Origin of the sequence: Pseudoclavibacter sp. RFBA6, from assembly GCF_002931575.1 — a bacterium.
In the GTDB taxonomy this organism is placed as follows: Bacteria; Actinomycetota; Actinomycetes; order Actinomycetales; family Microbacteriaceae; genus Pseudoclavibacter; species Pseudoclavibacter terrae.
Genome location: NZ_PSUA01000012.1, coordinates 373,155 through 391,180, shown reverse-complemented (window position 1 = coordinate 391,180; position 18,026 = coordinate 373,155). Strand labels below are relative to the sequence as shown.

General features: G+C 66.6%; 22 protein-coding genes and 2 tRNA genes. 2 read left to right on the top strand and 22 right to left on the bottom strand.

Annotated features, from left to right (window positions below; genetic code table 11):
- Window positions 1-8 precede the first annotated feature (8 nt).
- From C5C17_RS18775 to C5C17_RS18380, 15 genes are all read right to left on the bottom strand, one after another.
- The gene (locus tag C5C17_RS18775; RefSeq protein ID WP_219820506.1) at window positions 9-188 is read right to left on the bottom strand and encodes a hypothetical protein; all 180 of its coding nucleotides are present in this window, start codon (window positions 186-188) and stop codon (window positions 9-11) included.
- 167 nt (window positions 189-355) lie between these two features.
- Entirely contained in the window at window positions 356-637 is a 282-nt protein-coding gene (locus C5C17_RS18385) for a hypothetical protein (RefSeq protein WP_146079163.1), read from the bottom strand.
- A 94-nt stretch (window positions 638-731) separates the two neighbouring features.
- Complete coding sequence (locus tag C5C17_RS11800; protein WP_104253561.1) at window positions 732-1,289, bottom strand: hypothetical protein; 558 nt, start codon at window positions 1,287-1,289, stop codon at window positions 732-734.
- Between the two features lie 10 nt (window positions 1,290-1,299).
- Entirely contained in the window at window positions 1,300-1,698 is a 399-nt protein-coding gene (locus tag C5C17_RS11795; protein ID WP_104253560.1) for a hypothetical protein, read from the bottom strand.
- Entirely contained in the window at window positions 1,695-2,003 is a 309-nt protein-coding gene (locus C5C17_RS11790) for a hypothetical protein (protein ID WP_146079162.1), read from the bottom strand. The genes C5C17_RS11795 and C5C17_RS11790 overlap by 4 nt, the downstream gene beginning before the upstream one ends.
- Window positions 1,984-2,343, bottom strand: a complete 360-nt coding sequence (locus C5C17_RS11785; RefSeq protein ID WP_104253558.1) for a hypothetical protein — start codon at window positions 2,341-2,343, stop codon at window positions 1,984-1,986. Before C5C17_RS11785 ends, C5C17_RS11790 begins: the two co-directional genes overlap by 20 nt.
- Window positions 2,324-2,446, bottom strand: a complete 123-nt coding sequence (locus C5C17_RS18960; protein WP_258066181.1) for a hypothetical protein — start codon at window positions 2,444-2,446, stop codon at window positions 2,324-2,326. Before C5C17_RS18960 ends, C5C17_RS11785 begins: the two co-directional genes overlap by 20 nt.
- The gene (locus tag C5C17_RS11780) at window positions 2,443-2,838 is read right to left on the bottom strand and encodes a hypothetical protein (RefSeq protein WP_104253557.1); all 396 of its coding nucleotides are present in this window, start codon (window positions 2,836-2,838) and stop codon (window positions 2,443-2,445) included. Before C5C17_RS11780 ends, C5C17_RS18960 begins: the two co-directional genes overlap by 4 nt.
- 60 nt (window positions 2,839-2,898) lie before the next feature.
- Window positions 2,899-3,858, bottom strand: a complete 960-nt coding sequence (locus tag C5C17_RS11775; RefSeq protein WP_104253556.1) for a P22 phage major capsid protein family protein — start codon at window positions 3,856-3,858, stop codon at window positions 2,899-2,901.
- A gap of 29 nt (window positions 3,859-3,887) precedes the next feature.
- Window positions 3,888-4,394, bottom strand: a complete 507-nt coding sequence (locus C5C17_RS11770; RefSeq protein ID WP_104253555.1) for a hypothetical protein — start codon at window positions 4,392-4,394, stop codon at window positions 3,888-3,890.
- Window positions 4,395-4,457: 63 nt separating this feature from the next.
- On the bottom strand, window positions 4,458-5,204 hold the full coding sequence (locus C5C17_RS11765) for a hypothetical protein (protein WP_104253554.1): 747 nt from the start codon (window positions 5,202-5,204) through the stop codon (window positions 4,458-4,460).
- The gene (locus C5C17_RS11760) at window positions 5,204-6,559 is read right to left on the bottom strand and encodes a phage portal protein (protein WP_104253553.1); all 1,356 of its coding nucleotides are present in this window, start codon (window positions 6,557-6,559) and stop codon (window positions 5,204-5,206) included. The genes C5C17_RS11765 and C5C17_RS11760 overlap by 1 nt, the downstream gene beginning before the upstream one ends.
- Window positions 6,560-6,577: 18 nt before the next feature.
- Window positions 6,578-8,266: a terminase gene (locus tag C5C17_RS11755; protein ID WP_104253552.1), complete on the bottom strand. Its 1,689-nt coding sequence runs from the start codon at window positions 8,264-8,266 to the stop codon at window positions 6,578-6,580.
- Between the two features lie 25 nt (window positions 8,267-8,291).
- On the bottom strand, window positions 8,292-8,699 hold the full coding sequence (locus C5C17_RS11750) for a hypothetical protein (RefSeq protein ID WP_104253551.1): 408 nt from the start codon (window positions 8,697-8,699) through the stop codon (window positions 8,292-8,294).
- A gap of 203 nt (window positions 8,700-8,902) precedes the next feature.
- Window positions 8,903-9,772, bottom strand: a complete 870-nt coding sequence (locus C5C17_RS18380; protein WP_146079161.1) for a hypothetical protein — start codon at window positions 9,770-9,772, stop codon at window positions 8,903-8,905.
- Between the two features lie 338 nt (window positions 9,773-10,110).
- Between C5C17_RS18380 and C5C17_RS11730 the strand changes: the two genes are divergently transcribed.
- Window positions 10,111-10,632, top strand: coding sequence for a hypothetical protein (locus C5C17_RS11730; RefSeq protein WP_146079160.1), 522 nt, complete (start codon window positions 10,111-10,113; stop codon window positions 10,630-10,632).
- Window positions 10,633-10,677: 45 nt separating this feature from the next.
- Here the strand turns inward: C5C17_RS11730 and C5C17_RS11725 are convergent, their stop codons facing one another.
- The 5 genes from C5C17_RS11725 to C5C17_RS11705 form a co-directional block, all read right to left on the bottom strand.
- A complete protein-coding gene (locus C5C17_RS11725; protein ID WP_104253546.1) occupies window positions 10,678-10,923 on the bottom strand; it encodes a hypothetical protein in 246 nt (81 codons plus the stop codon).
- Between the two features lie 20 nt (window positions 10,924-10,943).
- Window positions 10,944-11,017 (bottom strand) — tRNA-Gln (locus C5C17_RS11720).
- Window positions 11,018-11,022: 5 nt separating this feature from the next.
- Window positions 11,023-11,104, bottom strand: a tRNA-Tyr gene (locus C5C17_RS11715).
- A 309-nt stretch (window positions 11,105-11,413) separates the two neighbouring features.
- Window positions 11,414-12,892, bottom strand: coding sequence for a hypothetical protein (locus C5C17_RS11710; RefSeq protein ID WP_104253545.1), 1,479 nt, complete (start codon window positions 12,890-12,892; stop codon window positions 11,414-11,416).
- Entirely contained in the window at window positions 12,889-13,461 is a 573-nt protein-coding gene (locus C5C17_RS11705) for a hypothetical protein (RefSeq protein WP_146079159.1), read from the bottom strand. The genes C5C17_RS11710 and C5C17_RS11705 overlap by 4 nt, the downstream gene beginning before the upstream one ends.
- 161 nt (window positions 13,462-13,622) lie before the next feature.
- Between C5C17_RS11705 and C5C17_RS11700 the strand changes: the two genes are divergently transcribed.
- Window positions 13,623-14,840: a pentapeptide repeat-containing protein gene (locus C5C17_RS11700; RefSeq protein ID WP_146079158.1), complete on the top strand. Its 1,218-nt coding sequence runs from the start codon at window positions 13,623-13,625 to the stop codon at window positions 14,838-14,840.
- Window positions 14,841-14,891: 51 nt separating this feature from the next.
- Here C5C17_RS11700 and C5C17_RS11695 read toward each other — a convergent pair whose 3' ends face one another.
- Window positions 14,892-16,439 carry a recombinase family protein gene (locus C5C17_RS11695; RefSeq protein WP_104253542.1) on the bottom strand — a complete coding sequence of 516 codons (1,548 nt, stop codon included), beginning with the start codon at window positions 16,437-16,439 and terminating at the stop codon, window positions 14,892-14,894.
- A gap of 171 nt (window positions 16,440-16,610) precedes the next feature.
- The gene (locus tag C5C17_RS11690; RefSeq protein WP_104253541.1) at window positions 16,611-17,993 is read right to left on the bottom strand and encodes a recombinase family protein; all 1,383 of its coding nucleotides are present in this window, start codon (window positions 17,991-17,993) and stop codon (window positions 16,611-16,613) included.
- Window positions 17,994-18,026 lie beyond the last annotated feature (33 nt).

Genomic DNA, 18,026 nt, shown 5'->3' with positions numbered 1-18,026 from the left:
CGTGCCTCCTAGGGCGCGGAGACGCCCAGGCGCTCACGCTGAGCGCGCAGGCGCGCGACGCGGTCGGAGTGCTTGGTCTTGGCGTCGTTGACAGTGGGGCGCGCGGGATGCGGTTGACCGCTGAAGGCTTGGTAGACGTCGGCGAGCAGGTACTCGGCCACGCCCCAGCCCTCCGAAGAGGCGGGCATGCCGATGCGCTTCGTCGCTGCGTCAGGCGGAAGATGCTTGAGCAGGACGGACAGCCGACGGACGGAGAGCTCACCGCGGTACAGCGCAGACAGCTCGACGCCGTAGAAGCGAGCCAGGTCGGCTTCTACGGCGTCGGCGTGCTGCTGCAGGGTCGCGGCGAGCTGCGTCAGTTTCCCTCGATACCGAGCGAGCCCTGCATCGCGGAGATGAACTCGCGGATCTCGCCGACCTTGAGCTTCGCCTCGAGGAGCTTCTCGTGGTCGCCGTCGACCAGGATCAGCCGGAGCAGGGATGCAATGCGGCCGTCCTCGAACGCGACGAGCGCGTCGTAGGGCCATTCGGTGGTCGGGAGGACGTGGTAGACGTGGCCGCGGAACGGGACCGGACGAGCGTCCGGGGTCTTCGATGCTTCAGCGGCGACGGGTGCAGTCTTGCGGGCGGTTGCCATGGGATCTCCTAGCGCGGATCGGAAAGGGTGCGCGGGAATGAGAAAGGGCCAGAGCACCCCGCGCGAGTGCTCTGGCCCTGCTTGTGATCGAGACCTACGGAGCGGTGTACTCGGGGTCGGTCTCGATGGTCGTGTAGAGCGTTCCGTCGGACTCGGGGAACACGACGACCGTGATCTCGTAGACGGTGGGCTCCGTCTCGGACTCCTTGATCTCGCCGACCTCGACGACCTCGGCGGTCTTCGCGATGCGTCGCTTGACCTTCGTGCCGTCGACGAGGTTGTGGCCGATTGCGAACTGGACGCCGGCGAGCGGGTTCTTCACCTTCGAGGTGCGAACGCCCGCGGTCGACGTGCGCGTCGAGCCGGGGTTCACCAGGCCGAACGTGACGGCGTTGTCCTCGAGCGCGATGAACTTGAACGTTCGCTTGTGCTTGGACGAGGTGCGGCGGTACAGCACGCCGCCCCAGGCGTAGTGTTCGCCGGTCTCGGCCTCGCGGGCCTCGGTCATGCCCTCCTCGCCGTCGAGGAGACCGACGGCCTTCCACGCCGCAGCCCAGGAGGCCGTGAGATCGGACGGCCCTGCCGTGCCGAGAGGTGCGATGTAGACGTCTGCGCCCTGCCAGAGCTGCGTCGCCTTGGGGTTTCCTGCCATGGGTGGCCTCCTAGCCGCCGAGCGCGACAGGCCGAGTGCGGACCGTCACGGTGAAGAAAGAGAAAGGGATGTGCAGGTCCGGGTCGGTGCTCGGCATAGCGCTGAGACCGGGGGAGACGCTGCGGATGAGGGCGTCGCTCGTGTCGAGCAGACGCGCCTCGAGCTCGCTCGCGAGCTGCTGGCTGTCGAAGTCGTCGCGGGCGTAGACGAGGACGCGGATCGTCGCCTCGAAGTTCAGGCGCGAGTCGCGACCGTTGCCGTTGAGGCGGACCTGCACGTAGGGCAGCCGCCGCGTGCGGTCGTCGCCGGGAACGTCCCGCAGCGACACCGTCGCCGAGCGGCCTGTCAGGAACCGCTCGAGTGCCGCCTTCGTCGCCGCGCGGGGATCCGTCGTGGTGATCGCGGTCATGTCCTCGCCTTCGGCTTCAGGCCGGCCGAAGCAGCCGCCGTCAGCAGCAGGCCGTACTTCGACTCGATCGCGCGGCCAGCGGCATGCGCGATCGACACCTGAGCGCTCGCACGCGGGCCGTACTTGTCGCGGCGGAGGACTGCGTCGTGTCGGGCGTAGACCTCGACCTCGATCGGCTCGCCGCTGCTGGACGTCAGCGGCGGCATGTTGCCGGCGACCTCGTCAGCGACTTCCTCGACCAGCCCGCGCACCTCGGCACTGCGGAGGATCTCCGCCATGCCCTTGCTATCGAGCTTGATCTTCACGGCGCTCCCTCACGATTGCCGCCGACGTGAACGACTGGCCGGCGAGGCTCTTGTAGTGGACGACCTCGCCGTCGACGCGGTAGATCTTCGTGCCGACGCGGATGCGATCCGACTCGGCGAGATCCGCGCGGCCAGGGACATGCAGGACGCGGTCGGTCGACAGGGCCGCGCCGAGAGCGTCGTCGTCTTCCGACCGTGCGCGCGTCTGCAGCGAGGCACCGCGGAGGCGCTTCTCGACCGGGTTCGTCCAGTCGTCGGCCACGGTCTCGCCGTAGCCGTCCGTCCTCTCACCGGCGCGCTGCCGGTAGACGGCGCCCTCGTTAGGTCTCCCGAGAAGCATCGAGATCCTCCTCGTCGAGAAGCGGGAACCAGTCCGCGAGGCCGTCGTCAGGGACGTCGACCCGCGTGACCGGGACGTAGAGAGTCGCGTCGACGATCGTCACGAGCCGTCGCCGTAGGCGCTCGGAGTGCGGACCGTGCCGACCCAGCCGCCACGGCGACCAGAGACGACGCGACGGATCGTCGCGATCTCTCGCGCCGTCAGGTAGACGCCGCTCGTGTCCATGCCGCCGACCGAGTGCTCGCCCAGCTGCTCCGTCGAGAAACCACGAGGGTTCTCGAACTCGCGCCGAGCCGCCTTCAGGACGATCAGGTGGACGACGTCGGGCGCATTGGTAGACCAATGCGTCGCGACGCGCTCGGGCGCTTCAGCGAGCACCAGGACCGTCGCGTCCTCGAGGTTCGTCTTCGCGCGCTCGGTGTCGAGCTCGTCGAGCTCATCCACGCCGAGGCGCTTCGTCAGCTCCGAGAGATCGGGCGGAAGAGTCTTCGCCATGTGTCCTCCGTCCAGAGGGTCGAGGCCGCGGCAGATGATGTCCGCCGCGGCCTCAGCCCGCTACTCGCCAGCGACCGGCTCAGGAGCCGTTTCGGTGTTGACGCGGATCGCAGCGCCACCGGGCACCTCGACGACCTCGGCGGTCTTCGTGGTGTAGTTGCGCTCGATGCGGTAGAGCGGCATCGGAGCGACGCCCGCGAACGTCGACACGAGCGAACGGTCGAGCGTGTGCATGACGTCGTAGTCGCGCAGGTAGCGCAGGCTGTAGCCGTCGCTCGAGACGGTCTGGCCGAAGCTCGCACCGTCCGGCACCTTGGGCGCGCGCACCGCGAGGGTGAACGCGTCGCGGTGGAAGGCGATGATGTCGCCGTCCGCGACGCGCGTCGACTCGACGACCGTGAGGCCGCGGAGCTTGCCGACCGAGCCCTCGCGGAGCGCCTCCGTCGAGCCCGACTCGCTCGCGTCGGTGAGTGCCTTCGCGTCGAGCAGCGCCGCGTAGACGTCGACGCCGACAGCGACGTTCAGGTTCGCCGACGGCACGCCGCGCTTGCGCAGCTCCCGACGGATCTGCGTGAACGTCGCGACGGGGTCCGCAGGATCCCAGGTGATCGTCGCGTTCGCGGTGATGCCGCGGAGCGCCTCGGCGACCTCCTCCTCGACCTGGTCCACGACCGCAGCGACCTGCGGGGCGAGCACCTGCGTCGAGAAGTTCTCGAGGTCCAGCGACAGGTCACCCTCGGAGAGACCGACCGCGCTGTAGATGTGCTCGCCGAGCGAGACCGGGATGGTCGACTCGGTCAGCGAGTCGAGGACGATCGCGGCGGTCGTCTCGTCGATGCCGCGCGAGCGGGCGATGAGCGCCGACGGAATGCGGACGTTGACCGTCCGGCCCTTGCCGCCACCGCCGAGGAGGTCATCCTCGAAGTTGCGGGAGATGAGCGCGCCGAGGTAGCTGTCCTCGGTGGCGAGCGCGACGCCGACCTTGGCGACCTGCTCTGCGTTGTAGAACTCGTTAGCCAAAGTGGCCTCCTATGTTGATGTTGGGTTGGTCAGCGACGGGCACGCTTGGCGATCGCCGCCGCGTCGAACGCAGCGGCAGGTTCGCCGCCATGTCCCGGCTTGAGCGCGGGCTTGGGGCGCGACGACTTGCCGGCGTCGCTGGGCTTGGTGAGGTCGGCGAGCTTCTTGGCCTTGGCCTTGATCTCCGCCTCCGTGCCGGTTAGGAACTCGGCAAGGTCGTCGGGGAGCGAGTGCTCGCGGATCGCGCGCTCGACGTGCAGGGCCGTCTCGGCCTTCGCCGACTTCTCCTCGAGCTCCTGAAGCCGCTCAGCGGTCTTCTGTGCCTCGGACTTGTCCGCGTCGTCGCGCTCCTGCTTCTCCTTGCGGAGCTGCGCGAGTTCGGCGAGGTCCGCCTCGCTCACCTTCGGGGCGTCGTCAGCGGGCTTCTCAGCGGCTTTCTCAGGCGCCTTGTCTGCAGGCTTCGCCTCGGGTGCAGGCGGCGTCTCAGCGGGCTTCTGTGCCTCGTCGGCGGGCTTCGGGTCGATGGGCTCTGGCATGTCGTCTCCTTGCGCGGGCATGAAAAATGCCGCCCTGAGGGACGGCATGAGAGGTGAAGGGGGTTAGGCGGCGAGCGCGAGGTTCGCGGCCTGCACGGAGCGGACCGTCGCGCGGAACTCGCCGAGGTCCGGGAGCTCATCCCAGAGCTCGCGGTACTGGCGGGCCTCCGCGTCCCAGCCGCGAGACGGATCGTCTCGAGGGACCATGCGGACGCCGCAGCCGCAGCGGTTGTGAGCGCGGAAGCGGACCGTCGCACCCGAATAGACCGGGCCGCGACTGACGAGCATCGCGCAGAAGCCGCACGGGTTGCCGTCGCTCACGCGCGCCCAGCCGAGGATCGCCGGATCCTTGTTCGACAGCGACGTGAGCCGCTGCCGGCCAGCGCCGAGAATGCGACGCTTCGCCGCGCCCAGCGCCTGCGACTTCGCAGCCTCGAGGATCGCGGCCGGGTCATCGCCGCGCGCGATCTTCCACGCGCCGTAGCGGTAGCTCGTCGCAGCGCCGAGAGCGCGACGCGTGGTCTCGGTCTCGAGCGGCTGCGCGGCCTGCTGCAGCAGCGCGCCGTCGACGCCGGCCAGGGCGCGGGTCGCGGCGTAGTACTGCTGCGCGGTCAGCTCCGAGCGGCGTCGACCGCCAGCGATGAGGACCACCGCGCGCTCGCGCCAGATGTTGAACGTCGTCGTGTAGTCAGCGGGGTCGACGATGTCGTCCCAGAGCTTCCCGAGGGCGTCCTCGATTTGTGCCGACTGGTCGACCTGCCGAAGCATCTGCTGACGCGCGAGCGCCTCGTACTCCTCGGCGTCAGCCACTACTCAGCCTCGGGCTCTGCGGCCGTCAGCGTCTCCGCCGATTCGGCCGTCGCACCTGTCAGCTCGTTCGCGAGCTGCGCGAACGGGTCAGACGCCTTCATCGACTTCCAACGCTCGACGTCCTGGTCGGTCACGCCGGGGATCTGCTCCCAGAGCGCCTCGACCGGAACTTGCAGCATCTGCGCCTGCTTGCCGAGCGCGTCCACCGTGGCCGCGAGCGAGCGGGCCTCCGAGTCGCGCCAACGGACCTGCGCGTCGTCGCTAATCTCCTCGAGGTTGCCGACGCGCGCCGCGGTCCGGAACACGAGCTCCCAGGACTCGCCGAACAGGGTCTCGAGGGAATCGAGCTTGCGCTGAGTCGAGGCTTCGAGACGGGCGAGGGCATCACCGGATACGTTGACCATGTCGCCCATGAGCACGCTCGGTGAGATCTGGGCGATCGCTGCCATCGTCCGAACAGCCGCCTCGGTCAGGTTGATGTGACCAGAGATGTCCGTCTGCGCGAAGTCGCCGAACTTGGCATCCGAGTCCTCAGAGACCCAGAGCCGATCGACCGCCGCTTGGAACGGCTCGACGGGGTTGCCGTCGTCGTCCAGCGGGATCGCCAGGCCGGTCGCCCAGCGCTGTCGGAAGCTCGCGTACTGCAGAGCGATGAGCGTCGCGAAGACGATCTCGTTGACGCGGTCCTGCAGTGTGATCAGCGGCGAGATGACGCCGACCGCTTCGCCGTCGAGGCGATCGCGGAAGCGCACGAACGGCGTGTAGCCGATGCCGTGGTCGGTGCGCTCGATCTCGGTCCACTTCGCGCCGTCGCCCGCGGCGAGCTCGAAGCGCACGCGCTCCGTCGCCGAGTAGACCGACAGGAGCCGCTTCTTGTCGCGGGTCGTGCCGTCGAGCGAGATCGCGACCTCGGGGTACTCGTCGTCGTCCTCGGCGTACCAGGCGGCGGACTTCAGCGGCGACAGCGGACGGATCACCGGCGCGGTGTCGCCGGGCAGGACGAGCACGTAGCTCGTGCCGTACTCGAGGGCGCCGCGGTGCGCGATCGTCTGTCGGGCGTCCATGCCGTTGCGCTGCCAGAAGGCCCACGCCTCAGCGTTCGAGGTGGCCTTCGGAAGACGGAGGCCGTCGACGAACAGCCCCTTGGCGAACGTCTCGGACACCAGCGGAAGCCAGTTCGTCACCGCGCGATCGGCGAGGTGCTCGTACTCCTTCTTCGCGCCCCTCGGCATGTACGGCTTGTCGTGGTTGCCGCGGAGGTAGCGGGCGATCTTGCCGAGGCGACCCGCTTCCGCGAGGTCCGCGTCGAGCTCGCCGACGAGCTCCGTCGCGAGGGCCGGTGTGATGTCTGTCATGGCCCTCCTCGGGCGAAGCTAGAAGCCGGCCACGCGGCCAGTCGAACGGCTGCGCTTCTTGAGCGCGCCGGATGCGAGAACCGCAGAACGGGCCATGCGAGCGATGACGAGGGCGGCGAGAACGTCGACCTTCTTCGGCGACTCGCGCGACTCCTTGCCGAAGCTCACGCCCCAGCGGTTCGGGCGACGGCGAGCGTTCAGGACGTGGCGCGTCATGATCTCCTCGGCGTTCGCGCCCGTCGCCGGGCCGTACTCGAGGAGATGCGAGCGCCAGGGGAGCGTCTTGTCGACGATCGCGCGCCAGACAGCCTCGACACCGCGGACGGTGTCCATCTGGTGCCCGCGCATGTCCCAGCCGACGGCGTGCCGCGTCGTGGCCTTGACGACCAGACGCTCGCCATACTCGTCGCGCCAGGCGTCGATGTCGGTCTCCCAGTAGGCGACGTCGGAGAAGAACGCGACGACGTCGAGCGTCGCGAATGCGTTGTCGACCGCGTCGCGGACCTGGTCCTTCGGGACTTCCCAGCCGGCGCCTTGCGGGCCTTCGGGCTTCTCCCACACGCCGAGCAGGAACGGGGCGCCGTCGTCAACGCGGACCGCCACGAGGGCCGTCGAGTCGTCCGTGAGCGAGCCGTCAAAGCCGAGCGTGACCGTGTCGCCGGAGTGGCGCTGCCGCTTGCCAGAGCCCAGCACGTCGCCAGTGGCGAGGAGCGAGATCTGCTCGCTTCGGGTGTCGTGCCATTCGGCGGGAGACACCCAGGAGTCAGCGGCGGCGACGATCTGGTTCAGGTAGAAGCGTCGAGCTTCCTCGGGCGGCGTGTCTGGGTCGAGCACTTCCGCGAGGATGCGGTCGATGTCGATCCAGGTCGCGTCGCCGTAGGCGTCGATGAGGCCGGCGCGCAGCTGCACGTCGTCGGCGAGGTCGATGTCGCCAGCGGCTTCGCGGCTGTCGTAGAGGATGCCGGACGCCTTCGAGCGGCCCTCGGCGACAGCGCGCCAGGCCAGGTAGCTGGACTCGGCCACCGATTCCTCGCCAGGTGCATGCGCGTTCGTGGTTTCGATTGCTCGGGCGGAGCCGTCGCGCGACTTGGCGAGGTTTCGGCGCACGGTGCGCGCCAGCTTGGCGCCGCCGTTGGCCTTCGTCCAGTGGTGCGTCTCGTCCAGGATCGCGAACGACGGACGTGCACCTTCCTGCGTGCTCGCGCTCGCAGTGATCGGGATGATCTTGCCACCCGAGGGAAGCAGGATGCGGGTCTTGCCGACGTCCACGCCGAGGTCGTCGACGATCTCGGTGCCCTCGAGCATCGAGCGGATCGCCGCCATGGTGTTCTCGGTCTGCGTCTCTGAGACGCCGGCCACGACGATCCACGGCATTGGGTGGACCTCGCCGAACGGGTCGCCGTCGGCGTCAAGCCCTGCGAAGCGAACGGGGCCGAGGAGCTCGGCAATCCCGATCGCCGCCAGAAAGGGCGACTTGCCCCAGCCCTTCGCGCGGCGCAGCGTAGCGCGGCGGTAGACGAAGCGGCCAGCGGGGTCGACGGCGTAGAACCAGAGGAGGAAGCGCTTCTGCTCGGGCGTGAGCCGAAACGGCTCGCCGGCCTCGTCGCCGTCAGGCTGGACGAGGTTCGATTCGACGAACTCGATGACGCCCCAGCCGATCGTCGGCTGGGATGCGGGGAAGACGGGGACGGATACGACAGCGGCCAAGAGGACTCCTTCGAGCCCTCAGCGCCTAGATGTCGGCTCGAGGAGCTTTCTTCTTGGCGGGGGCGTTGCTCGCGCCGGGATCGCGTTCGGTGATTGCGATGCGAGCGCGCATGCGGTCGACGACGGTCGCGCCGAGGCGCTCCTCGTTGAGCCGGATCTCCGACAGGCCAGCGGCCGACGGCTTGATGAAGTTCGCTTCGACGAGCGGGGCTAGGAGGCGCAGGCGCTGCCAGTCCGTCGCCTCGAAGAGCTGCGACTGCGGCGACTTGCGCCAGGTCTCGTACCAGGTCTTCGTCTCCGAGGACCATTCGCCCTCGAGACGCGGGCCGCGCGTGCGGTTGTCGCGGACGATGACCTTCTCGCCGTGCGCGGGACGCGCGTGACGGTGGCGTGTCGCTTCAGACTTCGGCGCGTGGGTGGTGCCTCGAGTCATCTTCGGCACCTCCAAAGTGCATTTCAGGATTCCGGCCCGGCGAATCCGAGGTCAGAACGGAGAAAACGCAGGTCAAGAGGGCTTTCAAGTGAGTGTCAAGAGGTCGACCTGGGGGCCTGGTGAAACCTGTATGCCCGTACGCACAGCGAGACGCTATGCGCTTCCGGAAGGGGATCCGTTCCGGCTTCGAGTCAGGGGGCAGGTCATTCCACACGAAAGCGAGCCTCAGACAGAACGCGCTGCACTCGGCGACGCAGTGTCGGAGCGAAGTGAGGCTCAGCGAGGTCCAGTAGCGCCGCGGTGCGATGTCCGCTCGCGCGAACACGGTAGATCGGCTGGCGCCACTCGATGCAGTGCGTCGGCGTCGCGGCGATGGGCCGAGAGACGCGTCCGCCGATCGACCGCGCAAAGCTCTCGGCGTGTTCGCGGTTGGTCGTCTGCATCTCGATCACTACCGAGCCGGCAGGCTGAGACGCTGACTTCTGGAAGTAGATTCCACCGCTCGAGGACAGTGCACCCACGATCCATCCAAGATCGAAAGGCGACAACTTTGTCTCAAGCACAGCGCGTGCTTCACGCAGTCCGCGCACACGCAAGCACTGGACTGAACAGACACTGGGGTCGAGCGCGGTGCGGCGTCGCACGAACCAGAGCTCGCACTCTTCGCACTGGCCGGTTTCGATGGTCATGAGCGGCCGGCGTCGGGTAGCGAGCTCGAAGCTGGAGCGGCTCGGATAGTGACCGAGGCCGATGATCGTGACGGTGTGACACCAAGTCGAGCAGGTGGTCTTGCGGCCAGCCTCGCGCTGAACCTTGATGACCGGCGTCGAGCAGACCCAGCAACGCTGCTCGATCTTGCGCGCACCGCTCGAGGTGCGGCAGCACGGGCCGCTCTTCGGCCGTTGGCCGCGGACAGGCACGCGGGTCCAGTCAGCGCCGCACGCCTCGCAGGTCCAGACCTCGCGAAGCGAGGCGGAGCTGCAGCCGTTCAGGCAGCCAAGCTGGGACGATCCACGGCGGCGAAGGCGCGTCCACGTCGAGTCGCAGGTGGTGCAGGTGTAGTTGATTTCCATACCTGCACAGCGGGCCGGTCGCGAGGTCAGTGCACGAGGCCAGGATGACGCTCAGCCGCACGTGCCTGCGTCAGCCGTGGACGCCGAGCAGCCGCGCCCTCGGCACTCGACTTGCGAGCGTGGTGCCAACGACACAGCGATTGCAGGTTGTCATGCGAGTGGTCACTGCCGCGCTCGATGTGATCGACCTGGTTCGCAGGTGCGCCGCAGACAGCGCCAGTGCTGTCCGCGGCGCGGCACCTGTACCCATCTCGGCGCAGTACGCGCACCCTGCGGGACTGCCAGTCAGCGGGCAGCTCATCGCGTCGGGTGCTGGTGTGCCAGCCGTGGGATGGGGAATGCAAAGCTCGGCCCCTTTGTACGATCAAGGCATGGAGATCTTCAGCGCGGCGCTCGCCGCCCTGTCCGTGTGCGCCGCTATCTGGTCAGTCGTTGTCGCGCGCGCCGCCAATGCGCGTGCAGATGTCGCGAACGAGCGTGCCAAGGAGGCCCTCGACCTGCAACACCTGCAGGACGATCGAGCGCGGGAGTTCCGCGATGTGGTCTGGGAAGCAAGCAGTAACCGGGTGTCGGACGTGGGCGAGGTCTTCACGTTGCGCAACGCCGGTCTGACAACTGCGCGACAGGTCTCGCTCGTCGTCAAGCTGGCAGGGGGTGAGCGACTCTTCGAATTCGAACGCGTCGGCCCGGGTGAGAGCAAGGGGGTAGTGACAGGTCCGGAAGCGCGCCGAGACGAGGAGGCAGACCCGCTCTGGACGCTCACGCCTGCGTACCGTGTTCACTGGTCGAGTCCGAAGGGGCTCGCGGCTGAGATCGCGGTCGACGCGCACCGCCTGTTCGAAGCGCGTCAGGCCGACTGAGTCAGTCGCTCGAGCGGCCGATGTTCGGCTCGTCGGTCTCGTCCATCAGCAGGGAGGCCGCACGCCGCGGAGCGGATGGTTCGCTGGGATGCGGAAGCGCTGTCGTCGCAGGACGAGGGACACGCCGTCGTCGGCCACGAGCGCCTCGCCCGTCGGCCCGCGAACGATGACGTGGGCGATGATGTGTTTGCCACTCACCCATCGCACCGCGGGGTCGAGCGCGATGAGGTGCTTCCCGACGATCGGCAGCACGTACGCGACGTGCTGCGGGTCTCGGTGGTCCAGGTCCATGTCGCCTCGCTTCGTCTCGTTGGCACCGCGCCCAGGACTCGAACCCAGATCTTCGCGACCAGAGCGCGACGGGATGCCGTTACCCCAGAGCGGTGAGTGTGCGTCACGCGGGAGTTGAACCCGCGAGGCCCGAGGGCGTCCGGTTTACAGCCGGGTGAGCCTGCCAATGCTCAAGCAACGCGTGTGACCGTTCGCCACGCGGGTGGTCAGCCTCGATAGCACCCGAAGGTGTCGCGTTGTGCCGAAGAATCGAACTCCGCTGGCGGGGGTTGGAAGCCCGCCTGATCCCAGATCGCCCAACAGGGCACGCAAAAAGCCCGGAAGCGTCACTGGCCTCGTGGGCTGGTGACACTTCCGGGCTTGCGCGTCGCCGAGTCCCGACGCCGCTGTGTGATCGGCGAGTCCGGGGTCGACTTCCTCGTCCCCGTCGGGGCGAGGCGTAGGTGTTCTTCTCTCATATAGAGAGCGGGCCAGTGTGCACGGCTGTGGATTAGCTGTCGTCAGAGGGCATCTTCGGTTCGATCTCGTTGAGTGGCTCTGTCGGAGTGGGTGGTAGCTCGAGCGCAGTGAGTTTCTCGGTTTCCGACGCTGCGTTCTCGCCAGTGACCATCTCTGTGATCGTCTCTAGCTCGGAGCCGGGGGCGAGAAAAGCGGTCTCAACGGCGGAGAACAGCGCTCCGAGCTCGACCGGAGCGTCCGCGATGAGGAGAGACTCCCCGAAGTTGACTGATACCTGCCGGAGCACGGGCGCCTCCTCCGTGAGCTTTGCTTCCGGCAGGAGCAAGTCGAGTGCTCGAACGAAGTAGGTGTCGCTTACGGACTCGGTCATCTTGTCCACATCCCCGAGGAAGTCCGCACTTGCAGGTGCCTCAAGGGTGATGGCTCGTTCAAGACCCTGAAGAGTCACCGAGTGCAACTTCGAGTTTTCGATCTTCGGGCGTAAAGCCTCCCAGGATGGGCCGTGACTGCTCGGCCGGCCTTTGAGCTTGTTTCCGCTGTGGCTTACCCGTATAGCGCTGTTGCCGGCATAGGCTTCTAGCACGCCGCCCTTGAATCGGATTCCACTCCGAGTCACGGCATCGGGCTCGGCGTCCACATGCAGCCCTAGGTAAGCCCGCTTCGCCTCCCATGTTCGGGCATTCGCTCGCACCAGGCTCCCCAGGTCTAGTCCTTCAACGTCAGAAGCAAGGCTCTCAAGTTGCTCAAACGTGAACAAGGCGCCGAACTTAGACCAGAACTTGACGTTACCCGGGTCGGCGTTCTGAAGTACCCACGGCAAGATTGCGCGTAGTTCGCTTGGGCTAAGGCGCCCATCGAGTTCAAGCCAGCTCTGCTCCGCCGTCGGCGCGCCTTGCGCGAGCTCGACAATGCTGGCCATGCGCTCCATGCGCGTCACCGCGGCTTCGGAGAACTTCGCGCGGAGCAAGGACGTCAGACCGTCCTTGTTCGGAACGTCACCGGTGAGCTTTTCCGCGGTGGGCTCGTCCACGAGGCCGCGTGCGGACGAGATAAAGTTGGTCTTGACTACTGAAGCCAGAGGCGTTTCCGCCTCACTGGTCGAGGCAATCTCGTCAAGGGCGGATGTGTCGGTAACGAGTGTGTACTTATGATGCTGAGCTGCGCGAGCGACTTTCGCGGGTGTCAGCCTGAATCGTTCCTCCCGAACGTCCTGACGCGCGTCGAGTGCGAGGAAGATGGGGTCGTTCTCCGCTAGGTCCTTCGCATCTCGGCTCGCCACCAGTGATGCATAGCTGGACCTGATGTAGAAGTTCCTGGTGTGGGTGCCCCATCTCAGCACGAAGTCTGGAATCGCGCTGTGGTTGAAGTACTGCGTGTCTTCGACTTTCGCCGCAGGCTCCAGTGCGCACAGGTAGTCGAAGATGGTGCTCTTCACGCGTCCTACGTAGTCTTCCCGTACGTACTGGTTACGTATGCCTTGAAGAGTCTCAGTCAGGTCGACGGCGCTCATAGTGTTCGCCCTTTTCTGTCTAGTTTGTGTCGAATGAGTTCCAACTCGGTGCGGGTCAGTGACCACTTCTTCTGCCGCTTGTTGAAGACCAAGATTGAGATGCGCTTGGCGACACTCGCCGCGATTTCGTCATCTATCGGCCGCTCGGCCAGGAAATCCGGATACGACGCAAGAGAGTCTTTGAGGTGCGAAACCGACTCCAAGCTATTCCATTTCGTGACCGCGAAAGGGTGGAATGTGACCCAGAGAAAGATAGGCTTACGGCTCTTCTTGAAGGTCTCGATTTCGTGTACGGCGTGGGAGTAAGCGATTGCTTGAAACTTGCGGAATTCCTCGTACTGACGCCCAGCCGATGAGTAGTTCTTCGCCTCGACGATGACCGGTGATTTAGTCTTCTCGAGCATATAACCAGCCAAGTCGAACTGCTTTGGTGTTGCCATCGTTTGCACTGTGCAATCGATGCTGTGGTTGTACGCGTCGAACGGGAGCTCCATGTACGTAGTGGCCTCGAGCCACCTCTTCAAGTCGGCAACTCCGCGCCGGCCCAGCTCCTGCACATCTTCTGGCATACGGCAAACCTAGCGGATCGAGGGCCAGCTGCTTGTGCTCGGACACTGCTTATCTCTAACAGGAGAGCGGGCCTGTGTGCACGGCACCTGGGGGCAAGGCTGCCGAGGTCTTGACCAGCCGTCAAGTGGCGCCGCTCCTCAGCATCCGACAGACTCGCTCCGTGATCAGTATTTGGGAAGCGCCTCGTCGTGCTCTTCGAAATCTCGTCGAGGTGCCCAAAGAGACAGAATGGCCTGTGGGGATCGTGTACGGCTGGCGGTGCGCGACGATGCTGGTGCTGGTGATCTTCGCCGGCACGCTCCTCGTCTGGGCAGTGCCGTTCGTGCTGCTTCACGGGCCGATGTTGATCGTCGATGGGATATCTACGGGCAATTCATGCGCCGGCCGCGTCGCAGCGGATTGTGAGCGTGCGGTAGCTGACGCGCGACAGGGCATCCTTTTCACGCTCGGCGGCGTGATCGCTATCGTCGGCCTCATCGTCACGGTCAGGCGATGGCGACTGGAGGAGCGAGAGGATGTGCGAAAGGAAGCAGAAGCCCGACGTGCTGTGGGCGCACACGTCCGGACGTCCATACTCAGCGCCATCGAGATGTTGGAATCAACCGATCCCTCGCGGCGCGTCGCGGGCGTGCACCTTCTTTCGCAAGCGGCGGGCTCCGATTCCACAGTTTCAGACCGAGAACTTATACTCGAGGCTTTGTGCGCGCACGTGCGTGCCGCTCGGACTCGCGCGGAGAACGAGGGGCCTAAGGCGACTTCGGCGAACCTGGCGCTCAGGTCCGTGCTTAAAGTCCTCGCTGAGCATGGTGATGGTCTCGTCGCTGACCTTCGCGGGGCGTACATCGAAGGACTCGAAGCGCGGGACACGAACTGGTCCTCGGTCAATCTCACCGGAGCCACCTTCGTGGACTGCAACTTATGGGGCGCAGTTATGTCGGAGCGACCTGAGCCAGGCAGCGACGACGGCGCGGACTCGGAGGGAGGAGTGCGGAAAGACCTGACCTTCCTGAACTGTTCGCTGGGTAGATCAAACTTCCGTCGAGTCGGGCTGGTGGCCTGTCGTTTCGTGTGGGAACCTCGGACTGACAAAATCGGTGAGGCGCTCTCCGAGGCAGACTTCACGGGATCCCTATTCATGAGCACTGACTTCGCGCTGATCATGTTGACGGGAGTTAGGTTCGACAACGCCGTGTTCTTCGACTCTCGCATTCAAGCCACCGTTGCCGCGGACGTGACCGCGCGGGGGGCATCGCTGAACGGACTCGCATCCACCGAAGACCTCGTGAGTTCCTGGGCGAAGGATGAGAAGACGGCACTGCCCGACGAGTACTTCTTGAAGTCCGATCTCGAACCCAGATTCGACCTCGAGATCTCCTAGACCAGTCGCTCGCTCAGACGTTCCTAAGCGCTCGCCTCTTGCCGGGCTCACTTAGATGAGCGTCTCGTACACGAGACGTTCCGGGTGCTTGCCCTTCCTTGGTACGCCGTGAGCCAGGGACGCCAGTCCTATACGGGCATAGGCTTTCGCGAGTAAGTCCCTACGCGACTCGAAAGACGGCTCGGCGAACCAGCGCTCGGCGTATGTCTCTTCGGTCAGCACGACTTCCAAGACGCCTGTCTGCCGCGAAGTCAGCGTGTCCGCGCGCCGGGCTTTCAGTCCTGCCAAACGGGGGAGTAGAACCTCCAGATCGGCACCGGTGAGCCCGAGCTCGTCTGTCGTACGGGCGATTGCCTGCTCTATGTCCGCGAGCCGAGCTCGGTCTGCGCGAGCCGCGTCCGGCTCGCGCAGTGTCGTGATGCGACAGGCGCCGAAGTCACTGAGGAATCGCTCCGTGACCATCTCGTCGACGAGCTCGAGCGACATCGTCGGTTTCGGACACTTCGGGTCACTGCGCCGCGAGCAGGTGTAGACCGACGTGCGCTGCCCGCGTGACGCTCTGTTGCTGTAGACGATCGAGCCGCACTCGCCGCAGAAGAGAAGACCGCTGAGCAGCTGCGAGCGTCGGCGGTTCGCCTGCGTCGTCGTGCCAGCCGCCAGCCGCGGGTCACGCACAGCGGCTCGCAGCGCCTCGTACGTGTCGCGGTCGATGAGCGGGGGCCAGACGGTCTTCGGGATGCCTGCGTCGTCGCGCACGAGCTCACCGCGGTGCACCTGCCGGCCGATGAGATGCGACGCCGTCCACAGCTGCATCACCGTGCCAGGGCGCCAGGTGCCGCGGTCGAGCCCGTCGGGGTTGCGGCCGCGGTTGCGGGCGGTGCGGTACGGCGAGCGGCCCGTCGGCACCTGCCGCTGGTTCAACACGTCGGCGACGCGGTTCGGCGTCCAGAGCTTCGTGATCAGCGCGTCGGCGACCTCCTCGATGACTGCGACCTCGGCGGCGTTCGGGATGAGCGTCCGGGTGTTCGGCTCCTTGCCTTCTGCGGCCTGGTAGCCGAACGGGATCTGTCCGCCCCGCCAGAGGCCAGCGTCGACGCGCCACTGGATGCTCGAGCGCACGCGCGTCGCGGTGTTCTCCGATTCCATGCGGGCGACCTCGGCGAGCACCGACGCGACGATGCGCCATGCCGGCTGCGCCGAGCGGAGGCCATCCTGCAGCGCGACGAACTCGGCGGACGGAATTTCGTCGAGGGTGTCGATGAGATCGGCCAGCGAGCGCATGCCCTGACGCGACCAGCGGTCGAACTTCCAGACGACGAGTACGTCGGCGCGGCGTTCGCGGAGAAACTGCAGCGCCTCGGTCGCGTTCGCGCGAGACGTGCGGCCCGAGACGCCATCGTCGACCAGCTCGGCGACGATCTCGAGATCCTCGCGCTCGGCGAGGGCTCGCAGGTCGCGGAGCTGCCGAGCGATCGACGTAGACGTGTCGTCGGAGACGCTCAGCCGCGAGTAGAGGACCGCGCGGCGCCGGGGAGGGAACGTTGCTCCATCGGTGCGCGCGGTGCGCGTCAGTCCCTGTCCAGCGCCGACGACATCCATGTCCGACCTCCGAGGGTGAAACTCTGTACTTAGTGCAGTTCCTTCTACACTCTCCTATTCCTTGCTAGAGAAGAAGAACACTTAAGGAGAGAATAGGAGAATGTAGTAGAAACTGCATTCGCTACATAGTTTCACCCAGCGGCGTTCACCTCCTCGGCGCTGGTCCGCGAATCACCCGGCGCGGACCCACTCGATCCCGACGGTCGCAGGGTCGAAACGACGGGCTCCCTGACCGGCTGACTTGATCCTGACCGTGGCGAGCGCGGCGATGACAGCGCGCTGTCGGTCCTGGCTCAGTGCTTCCCAGGCCGCCGTGACGTCGTCCGCGCCGAGGAGATCCGAGAGCATATCGCCTCCGATCGCCGCAGCGAGGGGCCTCTCGACTTCCTCGAGCCTCGAGCGGATCCGCGCGGTAGCCGTTCGCAGTTGGCTCGATGTCAGCGCACCGTCGGCGAAGTCGACTGCGAGCGAGTCGAGCCGCGACCGCAGCCCCGCGGCCTCGCTGCGCAGTGCGTCGAGATCGGGGGAGTCGTCGGGACGGAGCAGGGCTGCAGCGTCGGGGCGTGAGAGCCGCTCGATGATCGTCGCGACGACGAACTGCTCGATGGGCTCCGCCTTGCGGGAGATGTGGCCGCTCGAGGTGCTGCAGCGGTAGGCGCGTTGACCGGGGCGGCGTGTGGCACCACCGTGCACCGTCGAGCCGCAGATGCCGCACAGAGCGAGGCCGCTGAGCAGATGCCGGGTGTTCTGCCGGGGCGTTCGACGGTTCGGGTCCGCGAGGACCAGGTTTACGGCCTCCCAAGTCTCTGCGTCCACGAGTGCAGGCCACAGGGCCGCGCCGACGACTTCGCTCTTGTAGGTTGCTTCGCCCTTGTAGCGAGGGTTGCGGAGCACGGCGCCAACGGTGCTTCCGATCCATGGCGACGGCTCGCCAGCGCGCCCCGTGCGGGCCTGTCGAGGCTGCCCGGTGTGGAAGCCCTGCGCGTTCCAATCGCGTGCCACCTGGCGCAGCGAATCGCCGGCGAGGATCGAGCGGTAGCCGGCACGGACCGCTTCGGCTTCGTCCTCGCGGACGGTCATCCCGTCCGCCTCGAAACCGAACGGGCGCCGTCCTCCCGCGGGGCGACCCTGGGACGCGCGGTAGGCGTTGGCGCGTCGCTGGCGCTCGCCCTTGCGCCGGGTCTCGAACTGCGCAATCGCGGCCAGCATGAGCGCTCGGAACTCGCCGTCAGCGGAGGTCAGGTCGATCTCACCGTCGACGGTGAGAACCCGGACGCCCGCCTTCGTGAGCGTGAGGAGGTCGTGGACCGAGCGAAGCAGTCGGTCCATGTCGACCGCGACGACGACGTCGAAGGTGTCTGTGGCCGCGTCCGCGAGCATTCGCGACCAGCCGGTGCCAGGCCCGCGGGCCTTGGTGGCGCTCGTGTCGTTGTCGGCGTAGCGCGCGGCCTCGGTCCAGCCACGTGCAGAGATCAGGGAGCTGCAGCGCTCAAGCTGTCGATCGACGCCTTCCTGCACGTCGAGGCTCTGACGGACGTAGATCGCGGCTCGCATGTGCCCAACCTACGCGAAGTCGTCGTGTTGAGC